The organism is Pradoshia sp. Z6_59 (assembly GCF_058267515.1).
Map to the genome: position 1 here is coordinate 23,404 of NZ_JBZCPP010000012.1, position 23,794 is coordinate 47,197.

Annotated in this window: 23 protein-coding genes; 10 read left to right on the forward strand and 13 right to left on the reverse strand. The window is 38.2% G+C overall.

Features of this window, described 5'->3' with window-relative positions; genetic code table 11:
* Positions 1-6: 6 nt before the first annotated feature.
* Both pfkB and AC4D4B_RS13090 read right to left on the reverse strand, forming a co-directional pair.
* The gene (pfkB, locus tag AC4D4B_RS13085; protein WP_491000135.1) at positions 7-918 is read right to left on the reverse strand and encodes a 1-phosphofructokinase; all 912 of its coding nucleotides are present in this window, start codon (positions 916-918) and stop codon (positions 7-9) included.
* Complete coding sequence (locus tag AC4D4B_RS13090) at positions 915-1,667, reverse strand: DeoR/GlpR family DNA-binding transcription regulator (RefSeq protein ID WP_491000136.1); 753 nt, start codon at positions 1,665-1,667, stop codon at positions 915-917. Before AC4D4B_RS13090 ends, pfkB begins: the two co-directional genes overlap by 4 nt.
* Before the next feature lie 276 nt (positions 1,668-1,943).
* Here AC4D4B_RS13090 and AC4D4B_RS13095 point away from each other — a divergent pair, with 276 nt between their 5' ends.
* Positions 1,944-2,339, forward strand: a complete 396-nt coding sequence (locus AC4D4B_RS13095; RefSeq protein ID WP_491000137.1) for a thiol-disulfide oxidoreductase DCC family protein — start codon at positions 1,944-1,946, stop codon at positions 2,337-2,339.
* Between the two features lie 53 nt (positions 2,340-2,392).
* Here the strand turns inward: AC4D4B_RS13095 and AC4D4B_RS13100 are convergent, their stop codons facing one another.
* Positions 2,393-3,010 (reverse strand): cyclase family protein, encoded by a 618-nt coding sequence (locus AC4D4B_RS13100; RefSeq protein ID WP_490996158.1) that lies wholly within the window; start codon positions 3,008-3,010, stop codon positions 2,393-2,395.
* A 32-nt stretch (positions 3,011-3,042) separates the two neighbouring features.
* A complete protein-coding gene (gene zwf, locus AC4D4B_RS13105; RefSeq protein WP_491000138.1) occupies positions 3,043-4,527 on the reverse strand; it encodes a glucose-6-phosphate dehydrogenase in 1,485 nt (494 codons plus the stop codon).
* A 232-nt stretch (positions 4,528-4,759) separates the two neighbouring features.
* Here zwf and rnz point away from each other — a divergent pair, with 232 nt between their 5' ends.
* A complete protein-coding gene (gene rnz / locus AC4D4B_RS13110; protein ID WP_490996160.1) occupies positions 4,760-5,677 on the forward strand; it encodes a ribonuclease Z in 918 nt (305 codons plus the stop codon).
* 286 nt (positions 5,678-5,963) lie between these two features.
* The gene (locus AC4D4B_RS13115) at positions 5,964-6,440 is read left to right on the forward strand and encodes a GTP pyrophosphokinase (protein WP_491000139.1); all 477 of its coding nucleotides are present in this window, start codon (positions 5,964-5,966) and stop codon (positions 6,438-6,440) included.
* Between the two features lie 120 nt (positions 6,441-6,560).
* Here AC4D4B_RS13115 and AC4D4B_RS13120 read toward each other — a convergent pair whose 3' ends face one another.
* From AC4D4B_RS13120 to AC4D4B_RS13135, 4 genes are all read right to left on the reverse strand, one after another.
* On the reverse strand, positions 6,561-8,276 hold the full coding sequence (locus AC4D4B_RS13120) for a methyl-accepting chemotaxis protein (RefSeq protein ID WP_490996162.1): 1,716 nt from the start codon (positions 8,274-8,276) through the stop codon (positions 6,561-6,563).
* Between the two features lie 279 nt (positions 8,277-8,555).
* The gene (locus tag AC4D4B_RS13125; protein ID WP_491000140.1) at positions 8,556-8,954 is read right to left on the reverse strand and encodes a hypothetical protein; all 399 of its coding nucleotides are present in this window, start codon (positions 8,952-8,954) and stop codon (positions 8,556-8,558) included.
* 175 nt (positions 8,955-9,129) lie between these two features.
* Positions 9,130-10,149, reverse strand: coding sequence for an NADPH dehydrogenase NamA (gene namA, locus AC4D4B_RS13130; RefSeq protein ID WP_491000141.1), 1,020 nt, complete (start codon positions 10,147-10,149; stop codon positions 9,130-9,132).
* Between the two features lie 126 nt (positions 10,150-10,275).
* The gene (locus AC4D4B_RS13135; protein WP_077248053.1) at positions 10,276-10,392 is read right to left on the reverse strand and encodes a YjcZ family sporulation protein; all 117 of its coding nucleotides are present in this window, start codon (positions 10,390-10,392) and stop codon (positions 10,276-10,278) included.
* Between the two features lie 297 nt (positions 10,393-10,689).
* On the opposite strand from AC4D4B_RS13135, the gene AC4D4B_RS13140 reads away from it, so the two are divergent.
* On the forward strand, positions 10,690-11,076 hold the full coding sequence (locus AC4D4B_RS13140; protein WP_491000142.1) for an NUDIX hydrolase: 387 nt from the start codon (positions 10,690-10,692) through the stop codon (positions 11,074-11,076).
* Positions 11,077-11,260: 184 nt separating this feature from the next.
* Here AC4D4B_RS13140 and proC read toward each other — a convergent pair whose 3' ends face one another.
* Positions 11,261-12,109: a pyrroline-5-carboxylate reductase gene (gene proC, locus AC4D4B_RS13145; protein ID WP_491000143.1), complete on the reverse strand. Its 849-nt coding sequence runs from the start codon at positions 12,107-12,109 to the stop codon at positions 11,261-11,263.
* Between the two features lie 402 nt (positions 12,110-12,511).
* Here proC and AC4D4B_RS13150 point away from each other — a divergent pair, with 402 nt between their 5' ends.
* From AC4D4B_RS13150 to AC4D4B_RS13160, 3 genes are all read left to right on the forward strand, one after another.
* Positions 12,512-13,471 carry an MBL fold metallo-hydrolase gene (locus AC4D4B_RS13150; RefSeq protein ID WP_491000144.1) on the forward strand — a complete coding sequence of 320 codons (960 nt, stop codon included), beginning with the start codon at positions 12,512-12,514 and terminating at the stop codon, positions 13,469-13,471.
* A 27-nt stretch (positions 13,472-13,498) separates the two neighbouring features.
* Positions 13,499-14,293: an SDR family NAD(P)-dependent oxidoreductase gene (locus AC4D4B_RS13155; RefSeq protein WP_491000145.1), complete on the forward strand. Its 795-nt coding sequence runs from the start codon at positions 13,499-13,501 to the stop codon at positions 14,291-14,293.
* Positions 14,294-14,645: 352 nt separating this feature from the next.
* A complete protein-coding gene (locus AC4D4B_RS13160; RefSeq protein WP_491000146.1) occupies positions 14,646-14,954 on the forward strand; it encodes a hypothetical protein in 309 nt (102 codons plus the stop codon).
* Positions 14,955-15,009: 55 nt separating this feature from the next.
* Here AC4D4B_RS13160 and AC4D4B_RS13165 read toward each other — a convergent pair whose 3' ends face one another.
* The 3 genes from AC4D4B_RS13165 to AC4D4B_RS13175 are packed head-to-tail and all read right to left on the reverse strand — an operon-like array spanning position 15,010 to position 16,674.
* Entirely contained in the window at positions 15,010-15,804 is a 795-nt protein-coding gene (locus tag AC4D4B_RS13165) for a DUF4097 family beta strand repeat-containing protein (RefSeq protein ID WP_491000147.1), read from the reverse strand.
* Positions 15,797-16,357: an HAAS signaling domain-containing protein gene (locus tag AC4D4B_RS13170; RefSeq protein ID WP_066104661.1), complete on the reverse strand. Its 561-nt coding sequence runs from the start codon at positions 16,355-16,357 to the stop codon at positions 15,797-15,799. Before AC4D4B_RS13170 ends, AC4D4B_RS13165 begins: the two co-directional genes overlap by 8 nt.
* Positions 16,354-16,674, reverse strand: coding sequence for a PadR family transcriptional regulator (locus tag AC4D4B_RS13175; RefSeq protein ID WP_490996170.1), 321 nt, complete (start codon positions 16,672-16,674; stop codon positions 16,354-16,356). Before AC4D4B_RS13175 ends, AC4D4B_RS13170 begins: the two co-directional genes overlap by 4 nt.
* A 593-nt stretch (positions 16,675-17,267) precedes the next feature.
* On the opposite strand from AC4D4B_RS13175, the gene AC4D4B_RS13180 reads away from it, so the two are divergent.
* Positions 17,268-19,019 carry an ABC transporter ATP-binding protein gene (locus tag AC4D4B_RS13180; protein WP_491000148.1) on the forward strand — a complete coding sequence of 584 codons (1,752 nt, stop codon included), beginning with the start codon at positions 17,268-17,270 and terminating at the stop codon, positions 19,017-19,019.
* Positions 19,019-21,061: an ABC transporter ATP-binding protein gene (locus AC4D4B_RS13185; protein WP_491000149.1), complete on the forward strand. Its 2,043-nt coding sequence runs from the start codon at positions 19,019-19,021 to the stop codon at positions 21,059-21,061. Before AC4D4B_RS13180 ends, AC4D4B_RS13185 begins: the two co-directional genes overlap by 1 nt.
* Before the next feature lie 376 nt (positions 21,062-21,437).
* Here the strand turns inward: AC4D4B_RS13185 and AC4D4B_RS13190 are convergent, their stop codons facing one another.
* On the reverse strand, positions 21,438-22,592 hold the full coding sequence (locus AC4D4B_RS13190) for an endo-1,4-beta-xylanase (protein WP_490996173.1): 1,155 nt from the start codon (positions 22,590-22,592) through the stop codon (positions 21,438-21,440).
* Positions 22,593-23,358: 766 nt separating this feature from the next.
* Between AC4D4B_RS13190 and AC4D4B_RS13195 the strand changes: the two genes are divergently transcribed.
* Complete coding sequence (locus AC4D4B_RS13195) at positions 23,359-23,655, forward strand: WXG100 family type VII secretion target (RefSeq protein ID WP_490996174.1); 297 nt, start codon at positions 23,359-23,361, stop codon at positions 23,653-23,655.
* Positions 23,656-23,794: the final 139 nt, after the last annotated feature.

Sequence of the window (23,794 nt, forward strand, 5' to 3'; positions counted from 1 at the left end):
ACTTCCTTATAGTTTTTGAATTTCAACTTGCGGGAGAAGAGCTTCGATATGTTCTTTTTCGGCAAGGTCGTAGTTGAATGCAGTTGCACTTCCAGAGGCAACTCCATATTGAAATGCTTTTTGTAAATCTTTCGTTTGGTCCCACTTCCCAATAAATCCAGCTACTAAAGAATCGCCTGCACCAGTAGAGTTTTTCACATCTCCTTTTGGAATCGTAGCTGTATAAACTCCATCTCGATTAATAAGTAAAGCTCCTTCGCCTGCCATAGAAACAATCACGTTTTTAGCACCTTGCTCAACAAGAATACTACCGTACTGAATGGCCTCCTTGGTTGTTTCTATTTTCGTATCAAATAGTTCCCCAAGTTCATGATGATTTGGTTTCACAAGAAAAGGGTGTTCTTTTACAACATCGAGTAAGGTTTTTCCGCTTGCATCTACGACTACCTGAATGCCTTGTGCTGCATATTCTCTTGTTAACTGCTGATACAAATCTGGCGAAATGGAAGGAGGGATGCTGCCTGACAAAACGAGAATATCCTCCTTAGTCATGTTTGAAAGCTTTTGACGGAGTTCGTCCATTTTTTCGGCGCTTATGTAGGGCCCTAATCCATTAATTTCAGTTTCTTGCCCAGTTTTTAGCTTTATATTGATTCGGGAATCTTCATCAACATGGATAAAAGCTTCAGGTACGTTCTCTTTTCTCAAAGCATCGAGAATGAATCCACCCGGAAATCCACCGCTAAAACCAAGTGCGGTTGTTTTTGAACCAATTCGAGAGAGGATACGTGAAACATTTATTCCTTTTCCTCCTGGATATTTAGCTTCTTTGCGCATTCGATTTAAGCCGCCAAGTTGAAATTGATCGACCTCTACGATGAAGTCTACCGATGGATTTAGTGTTACGGTATAGATCATGATTTCACTACCTTTATTTTTGTATTCATCTTATATTTAGCCAATTTGGCTGAATCCATCCCACTGGTAATAATGATTGCTTGATTCAATTCAGCCACTCTTGCAAAGGATGTTTCATCAAATTTGCTATAATCGGCTAATATAAAAGCTTCTTTCGATAAATCGATGGCTGATCTTTTTAATATGGCTTCCTCAGGGTCGGGTGTACTGAAGCCCCAATCTGGATGAATGCCGTTTATACCGAGAAAAACTTTATCAAACCGATAGTTGCTTATATTATTGACAGCCTGACTACCAATTATTGCATTTGTAGATTTCTTAATGCGGCCACCAATTAAATACGTAATAATATCGCTTTCCTGAAGTGCGGCTGCCTGCATGATTCCATTTGTGACAACGGTAATGGGTTTATGTTGAATGAATGGAATCATCGCAAGGGTTGTTGTACCGGCATCAAGATAAATACAATCTCCATCATCAATCATATTCGCAGCTTCTTTGGCGATCGCTTCTTTTTCGGTTGTTCTGAAAGATGATTTTTCCAGGATTGTTGGTTCAATACTGCGTTTTTTTACAAGTTCAGCTCCGCCATGAACCCTTTTTAAAACAGACATGTCTTCCAACTGGCTTAAATCTCTGCGAATTGTCGATTCTGATGTATGTAATTCTTTTACTAGCTCCTGTATTTTGATAAAGCCATTTTGGTTGATTTTCTCGATGATATATTGCTGTCTTTCTGAAGTCAGCAATCCAATCACCTCCCTACCGTTTAAATATAATTTGTTTATAAATAAAAATCAATCAAATTCATTCATAATCAATCATAATGTATCATAAAGTTATCGAAAACTATCAAAATGACAACTCTTTTTTAAATTTGAGGTGTATCCAATTAATAATAGGATGGATTTAGTATAATCAAATAGAAGAATATATATATCGAGGTAACAAAATTGTCTATATCACAATAAAGAGGGTAACTTCATTATAAATATAAACTAAAGGACATTTGAGAAGGGGGGAGGATGAAGATGATAGTATTGTTTGATGGGGAATGCAATTTCTGCGATAAGAGTGTTCAATTTATCATTAAAAGAGATCCGAAAAGAATTTTTGCATTTGCCTCCCTGCAGAGTGAAGCAGGACGACAGTTATTAAACGATTATCAAGTTCCTGATGAAATAGACAGTATAATTTTACTTGAACCAGATAATCACAAATACTATATGAAGTCTTCGGCTGCCTTAAGGATATGTAAACATTTATCGGGTTTATGGAGTATGTTGTATGTCTTTAAGCTGGTTCCAAGAACTATTAGAGATAGAGTGTATGATTTAATTGCGAGAAACAGAATTAAATGGTTCGGTAAGAAAGATCAGTGTATGCTGCCTTCACCGGAAATTCGTAAAAGGTTTTTATGAGGGCCTACATCAAAAAATCCACTTTCGCACGCGAAAGTGGATTTAATCATTTATTAAAGCATACCATCCAATAATAATACACGAGATGGAGCAGCATCAATGCCTACCAATTTAAGCGGCGCTGCGACCATAAAGTATTCACCGGCAGGGACATCTTTCAAGCGCAAGCCTTCAATAACAATTACATCGTTTGCAAACAGGGTTCGGTGAGTAGGGTGTCCAGGTTGAGCGCGTTCAACGCCAAGCCCATCGATACCAACCCCATTAATGCCAATCTCAGACACATGCTTCGCACCAGACTCTCCCAGCGCGATAAATTCAAAGTTAAATTCTTCATCGAAAGAGTTTTTTGTTTTTAAAAGAATGAAGTCACCTTTTTCAATAGGTAAAGACTCAAGATCTTCTTTTTCAACTAACCCTGTTACATGAGTTAAATCAAATACTTTACACTTACCAACGAGACGTTCAAGTTCAATTGTTTCAATAGTAGCACCATCATTCATCATATGAAGCGGGGCATCTGTATGAGTTCCGACATGGGCATCAAGAGTAATGCGGGATTCGGTAACATGTCCGTTTGTTACAGTGTTGAAAACTGGCTGTTTGTCCTCAATATTTTTATAAACGGGCATTCCAGTATAAATTGGCATAGAAACATCATAAATTTTCATATTGGTTTCTCCTCCACAACTTTATTTTTAATTTACTCGTCTTCTTCTTCAATTGCCCACCAATGGAAGCCATCTTTTGAGAGCAGTTCATCTGCGCTCTCTGGTCCCATTGAACCGGATGGATAATTAGGGAAACATCCAGCAGGTTGACTTTCCCATGCACGAGAAATTACATCTGTGAACTTCCAGGACAAGGCTACTTCATCCCAATGAGAAAAGTTTGTTGCATCTCCGCGCATCGCATCGAAAAGCAGGCGTTCATAGGCTTCAGGGGTATTGAATCGGTCGTATTTGGAAGTCCTGAAGCTTAATTTAACTGGTGTTTTTCCGCCTTTTTTAGCATTAAGGTGAAGCGTGATTCCCTCTTCAGGCTGGATATTAATAACTAGTAAATTAGGGTTAAGCTGCTCTTCAGTTCTATAAAACAGATTCATCGGCACGTCTTTAAATTGTACGACAATCTGTGTAGACTTCGCCGCAAGCCGCTTACCGGTACGGATATAGAACGGTACACCGGCCCATCTGAAATTTTCAAATAATAATTTACCAGCTACGTAAGTTTCTGTATTGGACTCTGGGTCAACCATATTTTCGGAACGGTATGCTGGTAAAAGTTTGTCACCGACTTGACCTTCACCATATTGACCGCGCACAAAGTATTGATCCACTTCATCTTCCTTTATAGAACGGAGGGAGCGAAGCACTTTTACTTTTTCACTGCGAATTTCGTCAGTCGTTAATTTAATCGGAGCCTCCATCGCAAGCAATGAAACGATTTGCATAATATGGTTTTGAACCATATCCCGCAGGGCACCGCTGTTCTCATAATATCTGCCTCTATCTTCAACTCCAAGTGTTTCTGTAGAGGTAATCTGGACATTGGCTATGTAGTGATTATTCCAAAGGGGTTCAAAAAATGCATTTGCAAAGCGAATAACTTCAATATTTTGAACCATTTCTTTCCCTAAATAATGATCGATACGGTAAATTTCATTTTCAGAGAATGAACAACGCAACTGATTATTAAGCTCCTCGGCTGATTTAAAATCATGGCCGAAAGGCTTTTCGATCACTAAGCGTTTATATCCTGCTGTATTAGTCAATCCATCTTCTTTTAATCTTGTGGCAATCGGTCCAAAATACTCAGGTGCCATCGCAAGATAAAATAGTCGATTTCCGTTTAACTCATATTTTTCATCCAATTGGTCTGCCAGGATACGCAGTTCTTCATATGATACATTTGCTTGGCTTACATCCAGTGATTGATAGTAGAAATGACCGGCAAATTCAAGCTTCTCTGAATCAGTGCCATGCTCATCGGCAATCGCTTCCTGGATATGTTGTTTAAGACGATCTGTTGTCCATTCGCGTCTGCCAATTCCTATACAGGCGAAGTTCGAAGATAGTCTGCCTTTCGTGTATAGACGGAATAATGAAGGGAAAAGTTTCCGTTGCGCTAAATCTCCAGTAGCCCCAAATATCAATATTAATCCTGATTGTTTGTTAATAGTGGGCATTCAGAACCTCTCCTTATATGGTAATTACGATAGTTTATTTTATCTCTAATCCAACTGTTTATCAATGGATTCAATTTTCTCCATCTATACTTAGTTTACAGATAAAAAGGGAGAAAATAAAATATTTTATCGCTATATTAAAAATGTAGAAGTATTCGGATTTTATCAAAGGCTGAAAAAAGATGAAGAGTGCTGTAAAATAGATGTATTCAAATAGGCTGGAGGAATTAGATTGGAATTCGTATTTTTAGGAACAGGAGCCGGTATACCGGCTAAGCAGCGAAACGTATCTTCGCTTATCCTGCAGATGAATGAAGAGAGAGGGGCAAGCTGGATGTTTGATTGTGGGGAAGCGACTCAGCATCAAATATTACGCACGCCTGTCAAAACGAGAAAAATAGAGAAAATATTTATTACGCATCTGCATGGTGATCATATATATGGGCTGCCTGGCTTACTTGGCAGCCGTTCATTTCAGGGGGGGATAGAACCGCTGACCATTTATGGACCGGTAGGAATCAAAGAGTATGTGGAAACATCCTTGCGTTTGAGCCAAACTCACTTAAAATATGATCTTTCATTCGTGGAAATAGTAGAAGATGGTCTTTTATTCGAGGATGAGACATTCAGAGTAGAGGTATTGCCTTTAGATCATGCTATTTTAAGCTATGGGTATCGAATCGTCGAAAAAGATAAACCCGGAGAACTACGGGCTGATTTATTAAAAGAAGCCGGAATTCCGCCAGGCCCATTATATAGCAAGCTGAAAAAAGGTGAAACGGTCCAATTGGAGGATGGCCGCATAATAGATGGCAGAGATTATATCGGAACACCTAAGCCGGGCAGAGTTATTACCATATTAGGTGATACCCGCCCTTGTGAAAATACTGTCAACCTGGCACTGCAGGCTGATTGCATCGTTCATGAAGCTACTTTTCAAAAGGGACAGGAAGAAATGGCCACTGACTATTTTCATTCGACTACCATTCAGGCAGCAGAATGCGCTGTTAAAGCTGGTGCAAAACGTTTAATCCTTACTCACATCAGTTCCAGATTTACTATGGATGATGAAATAGAGCTTGTTAATGAGGCCAAAGCTGTTTTTGCCAATACTGAAATAGCGAGAGATTTTTCAGTTTTTAAGCTTTAAAAATGAATCGGTAAACTAATAGTAGAGATAGCAGGAAGCCGTATATCCTGCTATCTTTTTTTGTCAGGGAGGCGTAGTTTTATTAGTTTTAATCAAAAACTCCTTTGTAAGAAAATGTAATACAATTATAGTGTACATATATAGGAATAATAAATATTCTCTTCTTGATATAAGAGAAATGTTATTTTTCTATGAAATTTAATGAAAGTGACCCATTTCTTATTTCATTCCAAATGAAGTTATAATATTAATATAATATTTAAAAAAGAATGGGGGACGGATTAGTATGTCTGAGGAGTTATTAGACTTAGCTATTAAATTAGCTAAAAAGTATCATAAGGATCAATTTGATAAGGGTGGCAATCCATACATTAATCATCCATTAGCTGTAATGAATAGGTTAGGCACGGCAGAAGAGAAAATTGTCGGAGTGTTGCATGATATTGTTGAGGATACAGAGCTTACCCTTGATGATTTAAGGGAATATGGCTTTTCAGAAAAAATTTTAGCCGGTATTGATTCTGTGACTAGAAGGGAAGGAGAAGAGAGGGAAGCATTTATATATCGCGCCAAATTAAATGAGCTTGGTCGATTAGTTAAAGTAGCGGATTTAAAAGAAAACAGTGACTTATCCAGAATTCCTAACCCACAGGAAATAGATTATCAACGTGCAGAAAAGTACGAAAGAGAAATTAGAATTCTAACAGAAGATAATTGGATTTATAGAGATGGAGAATGGATAGAGATTTTGGAAGAGAAATGACTTTGAGTACAATGATAGATTAGATACTAAAAACCTCTCCCGTATAGAATGGCGCGACCATATATGAGAGAGGTTTTATTTAAATTCTAGTATTGTTCAGGTTTATTTCCATAGCCTTCGTTATAATTTAAATTTCGCCATCTGCTCCTGTAACTCTGATGAGAGCTTGGATAGAGAGCTTGAGGACAGGCTGATTTCTTCGGTGGCTGCAAGCTGTTCTTCAGTAGAGGCAGCTATATTAGTTGTATGCACCGACACACTTGATATATCCTCTGCTACTTGATTAATGGAATCCGATACAAGGTTGGAGCTGGCCGAAATCTGTTGGACTGAAGCGGCCATGCTATTCACTTCTTGTTCCATTTGAACCATGTAAGCCACAATTTCTTTGAAAGCCTCTTCAGTATTATTGATAACAGACATCCCTTCTTCAACCTCAGCCTTGACCTCATACATGGATGAAATCGATCCTTCCATATTTGACTGGATTTCTTTAATAAGGTTGACGATTTGGCTGGACGAGGATTGAGATTGCTCAGCAAGCTTTCGTACCTCATCTGCGACAACAGCAAAGCCTCTTCCATGTTCTCCAGCTCTGGCTGCTTCAATAGCCGCGTTTAATGCTAAAAGGTTTGTTTGATCGGCAATGGCTGAAATCGTTCCTGAAATCTTGCTGATTTCACTGGAACTGGTATCCAGCATTTTCAGGATTTCTTCGCTTTCAGTGGCTTTCTTGTAAATAAACTCTATTTGCTGAATGGTCCTGGATAATAATTCATTCCCATGATTTGCTTTTGATACGACCTTGCTGCCTGTTTCGGAGATTTCGTTTGATACACCTGCCAGACGCTGGATAGAGGTTGTCACTTCCTCAAGAGCGTGTACACTTTCCTGAAGTCGAGTATTGGCAGAATCAGACACATCGGCAACATGATTAATTGAATTGGATACTTCTTCAGTGCTGTGAGTTGTTTCCTCCGAGCTTGCAGTCAGTTCTTCGGAAGCTCTTGCAACTTGTTCAGTTGAATGGTTAACCTGTGTAATCAGTATTTTTGTGTTATCTACCATCGTATTAAAATCATTAGCCAATTGTCCTAATTCATCCTTGCTTTTATTCTTTAATGGAGAGATTGAAAAGTCACCGGTCGCAATCCGATTTAGGCCCTTACTAACCTGTGAAATCGGTTTGGCTATTTTTCCAGAAAAGAAGTAAGCAGTACAACTGGCAATGATGACAGAGCCAATCGATATTACAGCCACTAACCAGGCAAGCTCAGATGATTTAGACGTAATTTTTGCGACGGGTTTGCTGGATATAATCGTCCACTCCCAATAAGGTTCCTTTTTAACATAAGCTATTTTTTCAACATCACCCTTTTTGGAAGGATACGATATGAAAGCCCCATTCTCACCTTTCTCAAGTATCAGCTGGTCTACTGGTTTGTCTCCGTTTGTTTTAAGGTCTTTATAATTTGTATCTGCGTTTTTAGTATGTAAGGTAAGAGTGCCATCTTTGTCGATTGCAGATAGTTCTCCATCTTCTCCAAAATCATAGCCTTGATAAACTTGCTCTTCTTCTCCCAGAATCTCTTCACTTAATTGTTGCTGTGCATCCTCTAAGGAAATATACCCGGCACTTACTTGTTGGTGTAAGAGTCCAATCATTCCAATTGTCATATCAGTGTTTGTTTGGAGATTTTCTTTCTCTGTTTCAATCAATTGATCTTTTGAGATAAAAAATACGCTGATACCGATAACGATAACAGGAATGATTAACGTTGTTAAAGTTAACATCAATAATTTAATCTTGATTGAACGAGCTTTTTTCGTTTTCAATATATTTTTCCTCCTATCAATTAGGAAAGTCACAATGGTCTTCAATTAACTATCGGCATTCATTTTTTTGTCTTAACATGAAAATGATGTAATTGTTGTGAAAATAAATTCTGATAAGAGTATTGAAGAAATGTTTGTCCCTTGTTTGTAAAGGAAATCATCTGGCGGAGAAAAAATGTGGAGTTATAAATGAAAAAATAGGGGTTTGATAAGTAAAGAAGGGACTAAGAATTTTTATGTCTGCCCCTTTGGTACTTGATGTGAAGGAGAAAATTAATTCTACAGCTCCTTATCCAATTGTTCCAACAGGTACTCACTTAATTCCAGTTTAAGATCTTCAATGGATTCATCCAACAGGTTCCCTAGAATCTTACTTCCGGGTATATTTTTAGAAATTGGCATTCCTAAAAAATAGCGGTGGCATTCCCAAATAAGTATTCGATACAATTCTAGATGTTCATCTTCACCAAAAATCCCCATCGTCATCGAAGAACTGTATATAGGAATAAAAGGATCAATTCCTGTTCGGTCAAGTGCAATTTCAAGATCTAAACCTTTCTGTGCAAAGGCAAGCTTATATTCATTCGAGAGTTTTTCTATTAAGTCACTTAAGTCCGCTTCAATCGTTTTGATCTTTTCTTTTAATTCGCTTGAGAATTCTTTTTCTAGGTATTTCATACGTAACCCTCCACTGAACTCATTTATTAATAAATTCGTTGTTATTTTGTATTCTCCTGTCGAATTTTAAGATTCAAAAAAAGAAAAAGCACCGTTCTATAAAAACGATACTTTTTCTTAATTAGTTTCTTGTATTTTATTAAATCAAAACAATGATTTAATCGAAGGAAGGGAATTACCAACCGCGACCGTATTGCACAGGAGCATCAACAGAAGCACGCAGTTCCTTGGCAGCATTTTTAGGCCAATATGGATCACGTAATAATTCTCTGCCGATAAAAATCAAATCAGCACGGTTGTTTTGTAAAATTTCCTCTGCCTGTACGCCAGATGTGATCAATCCGACGGCACCTGTAGCAATGTTCGCTTCATGCTTGATTGTCTCGCTCATTGGGACCTGATAGCCTGGGAAGCTTGGTACCGGCACTGACATCACACCACCGGAGCTTACGTCAATAAGATCGATTCCGTCTTCTTTCATCCAACGGGTATATTGAATATAATCTTCCGGTTCATATCCGTCCTCGTGATAATCCTTTGCGGAGATTCGGACGAATAATGGGCCGTCAAAAACAGATTTAATGGCAGTAATGATTTCTTTTAGGAATCGATAACGATTTTCTGCTGATCCGCCATATTCATCGGTACGAGTATTAACGGCAGGAGTCAGGAATTCATTGATTAAGTATCCGTGTGCACCATGAATCTCGATAACCTCAAATCCTGCCTTTTTGGCACGAATAGCGGCTTGTTTGAAGGCTTCAACTGTATCGGCAATATCCTTTTTGGTCATTTCTCTAGGAGTTTTCATTTTTTCATTAAAAGGTACAGAAACAGGTGCAATAATTTCACCTTCAAGCTCAGCTTTTCGCCCTGCATGAGCGAGCTGAATCCCGGGTACTGTGCCATATTCCTTCATCATGGCAGTTAGCGTATGTAAACCTTCAATGTGATCGTCACTCCAAATGCCTAAATCTTGAACAGAGATTCTACCTTGTGGAGTAACGGCAGTTGCTTCCACGATGATTAAACCAACCTGGCCGACAGCTCGGCTTGCGTAATGAGTCATATGCCAGTTCTGTACTTTTCCATCACGTTCGTAGCTGGAGTACATGCACATCGGTGACATGACAATCCGATTTTTAAGAGTTATATTTTTAAGTGTATATGGTTCAAATAATAATGATTTAGTCATTGATGACAACTCCTTTCAGTAACCAAGTATAACAGTAGGGATTAAGGGGTGACTAATCAAATGCTTCAAATAAAAGGAAGAGAGCATGTAACCCGGGAATCCCCGAGTACATGCCCCTTATCTTACTTAGTAACCGCCGTAGCCGCCTCCAACATAAGAAGCACCGACAATAATTAACAAGATGAAAAGTACAACAACGAAAGCAAAGCTTCCTACACCTTTACCACCATAAGAATCACTCAATACAGACACCTCCTGTTCATTGCTGCAATAATGGGAGCGAATTCCCATTACATAGCCATCATATGGTTTAAATTAGTAGATGGATTGGACAAAAATAAAAGTTGGGACAGCCTAAATTTCAGTAGCCATCATACTTAGAGAATTAATGGATTTAAAATTAGCATTAGGAAATTCCTCTTTAACTTATTGATATGTCACGAATGTTAAAAGGTCAGCTTCATTTTGATTTAAGTCAGGGTTTTATATAAAAAATACTTGTAAACAGAGAGGAGAATGGCTATGAGAGATCGGAGCTCGGTGGTAATTATAGAAAACAATCAGGTCTTACTTATTAAAAGAAGTTGGAATGCCTCTGTTTATTATGTTTTTCATGGAGGAGGCATAGAGAATGGTGAGACACCTGAGGATGCAGCTAAAAGGGAAGCCAGGGAGGAACTGGGGGTAGGTGTAAATGTTAATGAATGTATTTCAAAAGTAAAATATAACGCAAATAATCAATACTTTTACAAGGCAGAAATTTTATCTGGAACTTTAGGCACTGGACAAGGTGATGAATATACAAACAAAACAAGAGGGAGAGGAACGTACCTGCCAATATGGGTGGGTCTTGAAAAGTTATCGTCTATTGACGTAAGACCGGTGGAGGTGGCCATAAAAGTTCAATCATTATTTCATCATGTTTGAGGAGAGAGATGGATTCTAACATTTGCTGGGCTGAATGTTAAAGCCTACTGGAGTGGTAATATAGTAATAAAAAAGAGAGGATAGTAAAATCCTCCCGTTAGATGTACTGATTGACCATTTTTTGAATGGGCTCAGAGAAGTGCTGTAATAGATACGCACACGTTTCATCTCATAACTATTTATTTTACTCATATAGGATTTTTTCTTTGATCTTATTCCCCAAATCCTTGCCCATGCGCTCTGATTGGAGGGTAGCCTCTTGTATACATTCAATAAAGGCTTCCTTAACGCCATGTTGTTCAAGAATATGGATACCTGCTTCAGTGGTTCCGCCTGGACTTGTTACCTCGTAACGCAGCATTTGAGGAGTTTTATCGGAGGAGTGGACCATTTCGGCAGCTCCCATTAACGTTTGAATGATCAGAGCTTGAGCCTCCTGATGATTAAGGCCAATTTGTTGAGCCGATTGCTGCATGGCTTCAATTAAGTAATAAATATAGGCTGGTCCGCTTCCAGATAGGCCTGTGACGGCATCCATTTTCTCTTCTTCTGTAAAAACGACCATCCCTACCGTTTTGAATATTTCTTTAGCCAGTGTAAGGTGTTCTGGTTTCATATAGGTGTTTCCTGAAATAGCAGTTGCAGATTTTCCAACAGCCGCAGATGTATTTGGCATAGCACGAATGATTGGTATAGGATTCTCTATGATGGCTTCAATGCTTTGAGTAGAAATTCCTGCGGCAACAGATATAAGTATCATCGTACTGGTTAGATAAGGTTTTGCTTGCTGTAAGACTGTATAAACATCCTTCGGTTTAACGGCTAGCAGGATGATATCTGCGTCAGTTAAAAGGGAGGACATGTTGCGGCATGGGGTAACGCCATAGTTTGTTTTCAAGCGTTCTAATTGAGAATCATTGTTCCGATTGCAGACCCAAAGATCTCTGGGTGTAGTTGCCCCTTTTTTTACAATGCCTGCAATCAATGCTTCAGCCATAGAACCGGCTCCAAGAAATGCGACTTTTTTATTCATGCTCCTGCCTCCTTTGTAAAAATAAAAAAGCCCTTCATCCTGTAAAGGACGAAAGGCTATTCTTCCGTGGTACCACCTTAATTTGCGAGCATTCGGCTCTGGAATGCTTGCATCTTTATACCGGATAACGCCCGGTCGGACGGCCAGGTTTGCCTGACAGCTCGAAAGGCAGGTTCAATCATCAGTGGGCGGCGAAACCTTACAGCCAATGGGTTTCACTCTCTTGCGCCATACATGATTTACTATTCTTTCTCGAACGCTTGTATAAGTATGTTTATTTGATATTAATAGAAATTATGCAAAAAAATAGCTTGTGTGTCAAGAATATTCAAACTTTATAATGGAATTTTCATACAAATTATGTAAAAATAATTACTAAAATACATAACAGGGAGTAATGAGATGAGCTCGATTACAAGGATAGCTGAAAAAATCATTATACCGACTCCATTTGCTGTCGGAGATGTAAATACGTATCTCCTAAAAGGAGATGCTTTAACTCTGGTAGATGCCGGAATTAAAACAAAAGAAGCAAAAGAGGCACTTGAACGGCAGTTAAAGGAACTGGGATATAGGCTATCTGATATTGAACAGGTAATATTAACCCACCACCACTCTGACCACTGTGGATTAATTGATGTATTTCAAGAAGCTCCATTGTATGGGCATGAAGATAATCAGCGGCATCTTAAGAGGGATCCAGCATTTATGAAGGAACAAAAAGAATATTTTACAAGTATGGCAAAGCAATTTGGTGTACCGCCGCAATTTATGAAACATGCCAATGATGTAGAATCCCTATATACGTATTCAGGTTCAAAACCGCTCACACATTTTTTGAAAGAAGGAGATTGGATTCCTGGCCATCCTGGCTGGAGAGCAATGGAAACCTTTGGTCACTCCCAGGGTCACTTATCCTTTTATCATGAAGAGTCAGGTGTGCTGATTGGCGGAGATTTATTATTGGGTAAAATTTCACCTAATCCGATTCTGGAGGTACCGAAAAGGGGACAGCGGGAGAGATTGAAGCCGCAGCTACAGTTGAATGATAGCTTGCGTCGATTGCAAAATGAAAGACTGACAATCGTATATCCAGGGCATGGAAAGGACATTACTGAACCATACCAGCTAATTGAGAAACGTTTAAAAAATCAGCATGAGCGGGCATTTCATGTTAAAAGCCTCATTGGGGAAGACCGTCGGAACGTCCTGGAATTAGCTATACAATTATTTCCGAAGGCTGTTAAGAGAGATCCGGCACTGGCATTGTTTGAGACATTGGGACAGCTCGATTATCTAGATAGTCTTCATGAAATAGAAAGTGAAATGGTTGATGGTGTCGTATGGTATTATAATAAATAATGGACCATTAATGAGGAAGTGAAGTACATGAATGAACGAATTCGCGGGAAAATTGTTACGATTACCGGTGCCTCAGGCGGGTTAGGTGAACAAATTGCCAGGCACGCTGCTAAAAGTGGAGCCAGATTGGTCTTAATAGCACGGAGTTTGGATAAATTAGAAAAAATCCGCAAAGAAATAATGACTGATTTTAAGTGTGAGGTCTATGTATATACATTGGATGTATCCAATCGGAATGCTGTTGAACAGACATTTGCCCGCATAAAGAATGAAGTAGGCGATACCGATGTTTTGGTGAACAATGCTGGCTTTGGAATTTTCGAAAAAGTATTGGACGCAAGTTTAGATGATACAGAATCCATGATTAATACAAATGTCGTTGGACTCATTGCCTGTACGAAAATGGTACTGCCTTCGATGGTGAAAAAGAAATCAGGCCATATTATCAATATAGCTTCCCAGGCAGGGAAAATGGCGACGCCTAAATCAAGTGTATACTCAGCAACGAAGCATGCGGTTCTTGGATTTACGAATGCCTTACGTATGGAAATGCATACGGAGAATGTATTTGTTACATCCGTTAATCCAGGACCGATTAAAACGAATTTCTTTAATATCGCAGATAAAGAGGGTACATATATCAAAAACATTGAACGTTTGATGATTGATCCGGTTAAGCTAGCAGAAAAAATCACGAATGTCATGCTTAAAAATAAGCGGGAAATTAATGCTCCAGGCTGGATGAATGCAGGAAGCAAGATCTACAGTCTCATCCCGAGGACGGTTGAAACGCTCGGACGAGGTCAGTTTAATAAAAAATGATAAAGAGAAAATCCACCTAAAAAAAACAAGGTGGATTTTTTTGTTCCTGTAACTACTTAATAATATATCCGTTTTTATTTTATATAAAAAGATTAGTATTTCCATAACATAGCGATGAACTGGTGTCCTGCACCAACTGTCCAAAACATAACATAATCTCCCCGCATAAAACGTGTTAGATGCTTATGGGAAAAATGAATGTACATAGTGGTAAAGGATAAAAAATTATACAAACATAATACATATTTATTGATAATATAGTTAATAATAATTAGATTAATGGGTATATAGTTAATATAGTTATTATAGAATAATATTTAAAAAATATAAAAAGAGAGAGGGTGGCTTAGTAATGAGTCGTCAAATGATTAATATTTTAAAATGGGTATCAGGAGGTATTGAAGCATTATTAGGTATACCTGTTCTTGGCGGAACGATTATCCTAAGCATGGCATGGGTACCCTTATTTATTATGCTTGCTTTCCACATCATCATTGTAGTCTTTTCATACAAAGCCGGAATCAAAGCTAACGGTAATATACTGGGAATTGTAACGTCCGTTGTTGGCTTCATTCCTGGCATTGGAATGATTATGCACTTATTGTCAGCGGTGTTCATCCTTGTGGATGCTGCTCAAAATCAAGCTAAAACAGCTGTTTAATAGAATCGAAAATAAACCCGATAAAGCCCTTGAAGGTTTTATCGGGTTTGTTTCATTAATCAGTAACACGAATACTCCCGGTCTCCGTGCTCAGCTGAACTGTAATGCTTCCATCCCCACTCATATAACTTCCAGTTTTTTTGCCAAAGATTCGTTTACTGCCAATATCAGAGTCTGCTGAAATTAAGATATTTTTTGGATCCCGATTGATTGTTAAGTCGATTTCTCCAAGTTCATTTTTGGCGATAAGCGGTTCAGTGATTTCATCCGTCGAAATATCGATCGAGCCAACTTCATTATCGACCTGGAGCTTGCCGCTGTATTTTTGTATCTTAATGTTCCCTAGCTCAGAAGAAGCGATCATTGAAGTGGAGGATACATCGCTTATATGGATGCTCCCAACTTCTGATTCTGCATTTAAGTGGGCTACATCAATCTGAGAGATTGTAATTTCACCGACTTCATTTGAAGCTGAGATTCTGTCATACTGTTTTCTTGGCAAATAAACTGTAATATTCTCAGATGATTTTTTAAAATTAACACCGAGAGAAATAGTATGATCCGCCTCGTTTGTAATGGATAGGGTTTCACCGTTCTTATCTATTTTTATAGGATTGGACATTTTAGACCCAATTGTCTCAACAATAATTTCATCTCCAGATGTTTCTGCCAGCTTGATTGTCCCTACGGTATTATTGACATCAATCGATTGTATCTCTGAACTTTGAAACTGCTTCGTTTGTTTTTCATTCTCATGTTGAAGTGAAAAAAACGATTTTGCTGTCAGCAATGCTCCTGAAAAGCCAATAACGATGAGTATTCCAGCTACAATCAGCCACTTTTTATACATGCTTCATACCTCCCTTTACAACAGAAACATTCCATTTGCAATATTTAATAAACACTTTAGAACTAAAGATGGTTACATAATACATGCCAAACAAGAGGAGAATTCCTAAACCGCTAAACCCGATTGAAAGAAAAACTTCAAATGCATAGGCCTGATTGAAACCCAATATAATACCAATCAGGTGGAGGAATGGTGATAATATGAGACCGATACTTGCCCCCCAACCGCCTAACAATATACCTCCAAGAGCTATGGCAGGACCAAGGACAAAAATTAGATTCAGAAAGCTCAGTCCAATTGTTAATCCAATCGCACCAAAGACGTTTGAGAAGGTCATCTTCCTGTCTATCTCGGCAAATGTATTCGATATATTTAATTCCTTTGCGATTAATTCAGGAGAACCAAGATTATCTGATATTTCACTCTCGGACTTGCCCTCTAATAAACCATTTTCAAAATACTCATTATAATCATTTAAGATGTCATTGCGTTCCTCTTTAGGCAGGGCACTAAGATGGTTAGATAATTGTTGCAAAAATTGTTCCCGATTCACTGTACTTCACCTTCCTCAATAATTTGATTAACACCTGTGGAAAATGCTTGCCATTCTCTTACCAGCTGCTTCATGTAATCCCGGCCTTTTTCTGTTAGATGATAGTATTTACGAGAGGGCCCCTCTGTAGATTCCTGTAAATAGGTCGTGAAATATTCTTCTTTGGTAAGTCGTCTGAGAAGCGGATAGACGGCTCCTTCGGAAATTTCAAATTTATCGGAAATCCCCTGAACGAGCTCATATCCATAACGATCCTTGTTATTTAACATAACAAGTACGCAAAGCTCTAAAACGCCCTTTTTGAATTGGACATTCAATCGTAAAGCCTCCTTTCCTTCGCTATTATACATTGTATAGTAGTAACTATAGTATTACACATGGTACTGTTTAATGCAAGGTAGTATGGATGTTTTTGTAAAAATAATTCACTGAGCGAACATGCAATTAAATTTCGGAAAATATTTTAAATTTGTAATTGACTAACAATTCAAATAGTAGTAATCTGTGTAAAGACTTACCAATTTAGTTATCAATGAAAGGAGGACTGTATGATGAGAAAATCAGTGATTGTTGTAGCGTATCATCGAGTCGATATGAGTTTTGTGCAGTCCTCCCGTTTAAATAAGATTTAACACGTTTTAAACGAAAAGACTGCACGTTGCCGTGAATACTTTTGTCTAACTCAAAAGTAAAGATTGGACGTTTTTACGTTCGAATCTTCTTTTGATTGGAGGAAGTATCAACACGTAATCGTTGCAGTCTTTTTTTGTTGGTAATTTTAAGTTGCATTCAAAAAAGGAGGAAGAAAAATGGTATCTAATGTGATCAATGTAAAAAAATTAAGGGACATACAGGCAAACAGCACGTAGCAATTAAAATGTTCTTCGGTTAAGACAAAGGAGGAGATGGAATGTTTTCGGTTTTAAAGAAATTAGGATGGTTTTTTAAAGAGCACTGGATTCGGTATACAGTCGCAATCGCGTTGTTGAATATCGTAAATGTGCTGGAGGTTTTGCCACCGATGATTGTTGGGATGGCCATAGATGACATGAGTATTGGGGAAATGAATCAGGAGACACTCATGACCTATGTTTGGTGGATGATCGGGTTAATGGTCACCCTCTATATACTAACTTATATATGGAATTACCAGTTATTTAGTGGAGCGTATGTATTGGAGCGGAAGCTGCGCTCAGGATTTATAGGTCATTTATTAAAAATGACACCAACCTTCTATGAAAAGAATCGTACAGGCGATTTAATGGCGAGAGCAACCAATGATCTTAAATCTATATCCGTTACAGCAGGATTCGGTATTTTAACGTTAATGGATTCTACCTTGTATATGATTGCGATTTTAGCAACAATGGCCATTACAATTAGTTGGGAACTTACGCTTGCCGCAATCTTACCTTTGCCGATTATGGCATGGGCAGTAAAAAAGGGCGGAGAGCGAATCCATGAGCACTTCACAGTAGCACAGGATGCTTTTGGTGAACTGAATGACAAGGTCCTTGAATCTGTCGCGGGTGTCCGTGTCATTCGTGCTTATGTACAGGAACGAGCGGATGAAAAACGCTTTGAAGAGATGACAGAAGATGTATATGAGAAAAACATGAAAGTAACGAAAGTAGATGCCATGTTTGATCCAGTTATCACATTCGTTATTGGTATCAGTTATTTAATCAGTCTTGGATATGGAGCCAATCTAGTATTCGCTCAAGCCATTTCAATTGGGCAGCTTGTAACCTTTAACGTATATCTATCGATGCTGATTTGGCCGATGATTGCCATTGGCGAATTAATTAATGTCATGCAAAGAGGAAATGCCTCTCTCGATCGCATGAACGAAACACTATCTTCTCAGGAGGATGTCAAAAATGATCCGAATCCAGTGGAGGTTCCGGAACTGGAGAATGTTATATTTGATCAAGTAGTATTCCGTTATCCTTCTTCAAAGGTGGATAATCTAGCCGATATCAATGTCAAAATCGATAGCGGGGATACCATCGGAATCGTCGGAAAAACAGGAAGCGGAAAAACCACATTTGTGAAACAATTGCTCCGTGAATATCCTGCAGGGAACGGAATTCTTTCCCTATCCGATGTACCGATTGAAAAACAAAATCTTGAGGATGTTCGGGAATGGATTGGATATGTACCGCAGGATCATGTTTTATTTTCTAAAACAGTTCGGGAGAATATTTTATTTGGAAAAATAGAAGCAACTGATGAAGAGTTTTGGAAAGCAGTTCGCCTCGCTGATTTTGAAAAAGATATAGAAAGACTGCCGAACAGACTGGAGACGCTGGTTGGGGAAAAAGGAATTGCTTTATCTGGTGGACAAAAGCAAAGGATTTCAATAGCCAGGGCGTTAATTAAAGATCCGGAGATTCTGATTCTCGATGACTCCCTCTCTGCGGTGGACGCCAAGACAGAAACAACGATTATCGAAAATATTCGGAATGAACGAAGCGACAAAACGACGATAATCACTACTCACAGATTATCAGCAGTACAGCATGCAGACTGGATTATTGTATTGGATGATGGAGTAGTGATTGAGGAAGGCACACATGAAATGTTGCTCAATAAGAAGGGCTGGTATAAAGAACAATTTGATCGCCAGCAAATTGAAGCAAACAAGGAGGTGAGCGCCTAATGAACGAACATTTGGAACAAACGGAATCCGGTTGGAAGACAGGAAAACGTTTATATCAATATGCAGTGAAGTGTAAAGGAACCATTATCCTAGCACTAATGATGTTATCCATCTCGGTAGGGGCCGACTTAATCGGACCCTATATCGGGAAAAACATGATAGACAACCATATCATGGGGATTGAATCTCCATGGGTGGAAACGAAGGATACAGAGGATGCCGTTCACTATCAGGGGAGCACATATAAACGTGAGGCCTATGTAGAGGATGGGGAATGGACCGGAAATGAGGTTGCCATTCAACAGGTTGGGACGACGTTTTTATTCCTGAACCAACCGATAGAGTTTGATGGGAAGAGATCCTATAAAGATGGGCAGCTGGTGATTACTAGCGGAGAAAAAAGAGCAACCTATGAGGCTCAGAAATTGTCAGGGTCACAAATCATGGCGTTTTATCAGCCAGAGATCAGCCGTATAATGCAATTGCTTGCTCTGTATTTCGGAATTATGGTTGTGGCATTCTTCTTTCAATATGGGCAGAGCTATTATTTACAAAAAGCAGCGAATCGAATTATTCAAACAATGCGAAAGGACGTTTTTGCTCAGATTCAAAGACTGCCGATTCGCTACTTTGATAATTTACCGGCAGGAAAGGTAGTGGCACGGATTACAAATGATACCGAAGCAATTCGGGAGCTTTATGTAAGGGTTTTAGCTAACTTTTTCTCAAGTACGGTTAATATTATCGGAATTATCATTGCTCTATTTTTACTTAATGTAAAGCTTGGAATGGTGACATTGATTATTTTGCCGCTGCTCGTTGCATGGACATTATTATTTCGTAAATTTGCTACAAAGTATAATAGGGTCATTCGGGCGCGTATAAGTGATATTAATGCCATGATTAACGAATCCATAAACGGGATGAATATCATTCAGGCATTCAAGCGGGAGAAAGAAACAACAGAGGAATTTGAAAAACTGAACACAGAGCATTATGTATACCAAAGTAAAATGCAAAAATTAAATTCCTTGTTAAACGGAAATCTTGTAGGTGCTTTGCGTGTTATTACATTAACACTATTTATTTGGTATTTCGGAGGTATGGCAGCATCTGGTGAATCAGTCGTCAGTCTCGGCGTTTTATACGCGATGGTGAATTATTTAAATCGTCTGTTCCACCCAATATCAGGAATTGTCAATCAGTTTGCAAATTTTGAACAGGCGATGGTAGCCGGTGAACGTGTATTTGCGCTTCTGGATGAGGAAGGTATTGATGTTGAAGATCAACGTAAGCCACGTTTTAAAGGGCATGTTGAATTTGACCATGTATCTTTTAGCTATAAAGAAGGAGAAAAAGTATTAAAGGATATTCAGTTTGAGGCTAGTCAGGGTGAAACAATAGCCCTAGTGGGGCATACAGGATCAGGGAAAAGCTCCATTATGAATCTGTTATTCAGATTTTATGACTATCAGGAGGGGGCTATCCGAATTGACGGGACAGAATTGAAAGATATCCCTCATCAAACCTTGCGTGAGCATATGGGAATCGTCTTACAGGATCCATATTTGTTTACTGGAACCATCCTTTCGAATATCACACTTGATGATCCAAAAATTTCGCGAGAAGTAGCTGAAAAAGCGTTACGAGATGTGGGAGCTGACCGCGTGTTGGCCAATCTTGAACATGGATTTGATGAACCGGTAGTTGAAAAAGGGAGTACTCTTTCATCAGGACAGCGCCAATTAATATCCTTTGCCCGAGCTTTGGCTTTTAATCCGGCCATCCTGATTCTTGATGAAGCTACATCCAGTATCGATACAGAAACAGAAAGCTTGATTCAGGAAGCAATGGAGGTGCTAAAGAAAGGTAGAACCACTTTTATTATTGCACACCGTCTTTCTACTATTAAAAGTGCTGACCAAATCCTTGTTCTTGATAAAGGAAGAATTGTGGAGAGAGGAAACCATGATGAACTCATGGAATTAAAAGGAAAGTATTATCAAATGTATGAGCTTCAGATTGGAAAGCTTGCAGGTTAATCCATTGAGTAAAAAAAGCCATTTGTAGATAAAACAATGATAACAGGTTAATTAAAAGAATGTATATACTGAAACTAAAAGGAGGCTGGGATATAAGTATTTCAGTCAATGATAAATCCGACCTATTAGGTGATATTTTAATAAATATTTCGCCTAATAGGTCGGATTTTTATTTGTTTTCAATAGATTGGTTACTTCTGTATACCATTAGTAAACTTAGTGGAATGGAACGACCTTTTTTTCCAACTTAACTCTTTAATAAGTAACAAAGTCAATTAGATATCGTTCGTCTTTTCAGGATCGTTTATAAGTTATGTCCCATCCTCTATAGTAGGTACCTAAAGATTCTTCTACTATACTATTCTCGGTATCTATTCTAGTCCATTATTGCCCAATAAGCAGGCTTAAGATTATAATCCGGATCAAAGACAAACGGTGCATCTTTTCCAACACCATTATTATATTCCTCGGCACGGTCGTCTAGCCATGTATGATTATCTGCAATTCCCCAGAATGTCACGTTACTAATCTTATCTCCTAATCTCTCATACATTTCAAATAACTCATTATACCTGGCAGCTTGACGCTGGAACTCTTCTTCTGGAATTTCCTCATATGAAGGATAAGCTGGTCTTGGTGGCCACCCGTATAAGCTGACATCTAATTCAGTTATTTGATTATCCAGACCAAGAAGGGCGAAACGATTAATAGATTCCTCTGTTTCTGCAATAGAAGGCCAGCCTAATTGAATATGAGCTTGGTGGCCAACCCCGTCAATAGGGACTCTTTGGTCCAGCAACTCAACAACTAAATTGTATAAATGAGTCTTCTTGGGTTCTACCTCTGTATTGTAGTCGTTAATATACAGTTTTGCATCCTTTTTTGCATATTTTTTAGCGGTTTTAAATGCTACTTTAATATAATCTGTGCCCGTAATTTGATACCATGGGGATTCGCGCAGTTTCTGATCGTTAGAAGCATATTCGTCAATCACTTCATTTACAACATCCCAAGAGTCCACATCATGTTTATACCTCTTCACAATTGTTTTTATATGTTTTTCTAAACGCTGTAATAAAAGTTTCTTATTTTTCTCCCGCTGTTTTGGATTGGTTTCCTCTATCATGCTATTCCCTTTCTTATCAATAAAGAACCAATCAGGTACCTGACTATGCCATACAAGGGTATGAAAACGAACATCCATATCATTTTTCTTGGCGAATTTCACAATTTTATCAGCTTCTTTAAAATTGAATTTCCCCTCTTCTGGTTGGATGGATATTGGCTTCATTACGTTCTCTGCAACAATACTGTTATAGTGACGTTTTAATACATCACCACTCTTGCCCTTTAATTGATCGGGTTCAACAGCAGCCCCAATCGTAAAAGAATCTTCGTACCTTTCATATAAAGGGGAAGCTTTTAAAGCACTTAATGGCTTAGCACTGGCAATATCAGTGGAAAAGACAGGAGTTACAAGAGCAATAGCTAATCCGAAACTAAGAAACTTACGTGCTAATTTGTTGGTCATATTCTAATCTCCTTTTCGATTTAATTAGAAAGCGGTTACATAGCTGTGTTAAAGTTTATTATAAAAGCATTCAACTTAGTAAGTCTATAAAACAAACTAAGTTGATGGAAAAATAGGACATAAATCATGATAAGGATAATATATTACCGATTAAATCAGGGACTAAATACATCATTGTATTCATCTAGCCAACATCTATCATAATCTCTTTACCTCTCATTTCAACCTATCTGATCTAATCCGGAGTTTCAATTTTGTGACGACATCAAATAAAGTGAGGGTTTATAAAAATCTAGGTCAGATGAAATCTGATTATGATGAAATGTTTATAGCCGGAAGATCTTACTCTATGAGAATAGGTCTTTTTGTAATGTTATGGATAGATTTCTATTATAGCGAATGGACCTATTCTAATAGATAAAAGAGGATAATTTCCTCATTAATCCCTAAAGTAAATAGCAAAAAAAGTCTTGATCACTAGCTAAATATCCTGCCTTTTTTGTTATGAATTAGTCAAAAAGACCTATTTTTGATTAGGTAAATTCAAATTCCCAAAAAATATGCTAGTCATTTAGAATGATTTTTTGGATTTTTTATAAAATATTTGTCATTTGAGGTTAAAATTGTAAAAAGTATGGGTATATTTGTAAATGCTGAGGATGTTGTGCCATTTTTCTGGTTTCTTATACAAAAGTAGCAGTGTGCCTTTCTCTCAGTACCCATACTTAGAAAAAATATAAGGAAAATGAAAAGGAGTGTTTAGTTAATGTCAGGACAAATTCGTATGACCCCAGAGCAACTGAAACAAAGAGCAAAAATGTATGGAAACAGCTCGCAGCAAATCGAGCAAATTTTAAGGGATTTAACAAATGTCCAAAGAGACTTGGCTGCTGAGTGGGAAGGTCAAGCATTCGGTAAGTTTGATGAACAATTTAATCAGCTTGCTCCAAAGGTTCAAAATTTTGCGACCCTTTTACAGGAGATTAATACTCAATTGGATAACACAGCTGAAGCTGTTAGACAACATGACGAGCAATTGGCTAGAAACTTCGGTCTTCAATAAGTTGTTTCCAGTATTTTTATGATTCCTGGGTGCAAAGGCCACGCTTATATTTGTGTGGCTTTTGCTCATCTAATAGGATCCTATCTTTATAGAAAGATAAAATGATTAGACATTGTACATAAAAGAAATAATCAGGGGT

Bases quoted from the DNA above. Each gene is read 5' to 3' on its own strand.
- AC4D4B_RS13185 (WP_491000149.1), top strand. From the start codon at position 19,019: ATGAACGAACATTTGGAACAAACGGAATCCGGTTGGAAGACAGGAAAA.
- AC4D4B_RS13150 (WP_491000144.1), top strand. From the start codon at position 12,512: ATGAGCTCGATTACAAGGATAGCTGAAAAAATCATTATACCGACTCCA.
- AC4D4B_RS13115 (WP_491000139.1), top strand. From the start codon at position 5,964: ATGTCTGAGGAGTTATTAGACTTAGCTATTAAATTAGCTAAAAAGTAT.
- AC4D4B_RS13100 (WP_490996158.1), bottom strand. From the start codon at position 3,010: ATGAAAATTTATGATGTTTCTATGCCAATTTATACTGGAATGCCCGTT.
- namA (WP_491000141.1), bottom strand. From the start codon at position 10,149: ATGACTAAATCATTATTATTTGAACCATATACACTTAAAAATATAACT.
- AC4D4B_RS13160 (WP_491000146.1), top strand. From the start codon at position 14,646: ATGAGTCGTCAAATGATTAATATTTTAAAATGGGTATCAGGAGGTATT.
- proC (WP_491000143.1), bottom strand. From the start codon at position 12,109: ATGAATAAAAAAGTCGCATTTCTTGGAGCCGGTTCTATGGCTGAAGCA.
- AC4D4B_RS13095 (WP_491000137.1), top strand. From the start codon at position 1,944: ATGAAGATGATAGTATTGTTTGATGGGGAATGCAATTTCTGCGATAAG.
- zwf (WP_491000138.1), bottom strand. From the start codon at position 4,527: ATGCCCACTATTAACAAACAATCAGGATTAATATTGATATTTGGGGCT.
- AC4D4B_RS13180 (WP_491000148.1), top strand. From the start codon at position 17,268: ATGTTTTCGGTTTTAAAGAAATTAGGATGGTTTTTTAAAGAGCACTGG.
- AC4D4B_RS13165 (WP_491000147.1), bottom strand. From the start codon at position 15,804: ATGTATAAAAAGTGGCTGATTGTAGCTGGAATACTCATCGTTATTGGC.
- pfkB (WP_491000135.1), bottom strand. From the start codon at position 918: ATGATCTATACCGTAACACTAAATCCATCGGTAGACTTCATCGTAGAG.
- AC4D4B_RS13155 (WP_491000145.1), top strand. From the start codon at position 13,499: ATGAATGAACGAATTCGCGGGAAAATTGTTACGATTACCGGTGCCTCA.
- AC4D4B_RS13125 (WP_491000140.1), bottom strand. From the start codon at position 8,954: ATGAAATACCTAGAAAAAGAATTCTCAAGCGAATTAAAAGAAAAGATC.
- AC4D4B_RS13195 (WP_490996174.1), top strand. From the start codon at position 23,359: ATGTCAGGACAAATTCGTATGACCCCAGAGCAACTGAAACAAAGAGCA.
- AC4D4B_RS13190 (WP_490996173.1), bottom strand. From the start codon at position 22,592: ATGACCAACAAATTAGCACGTAAGTTTCTTAGTTTCGGATTAGCTATT.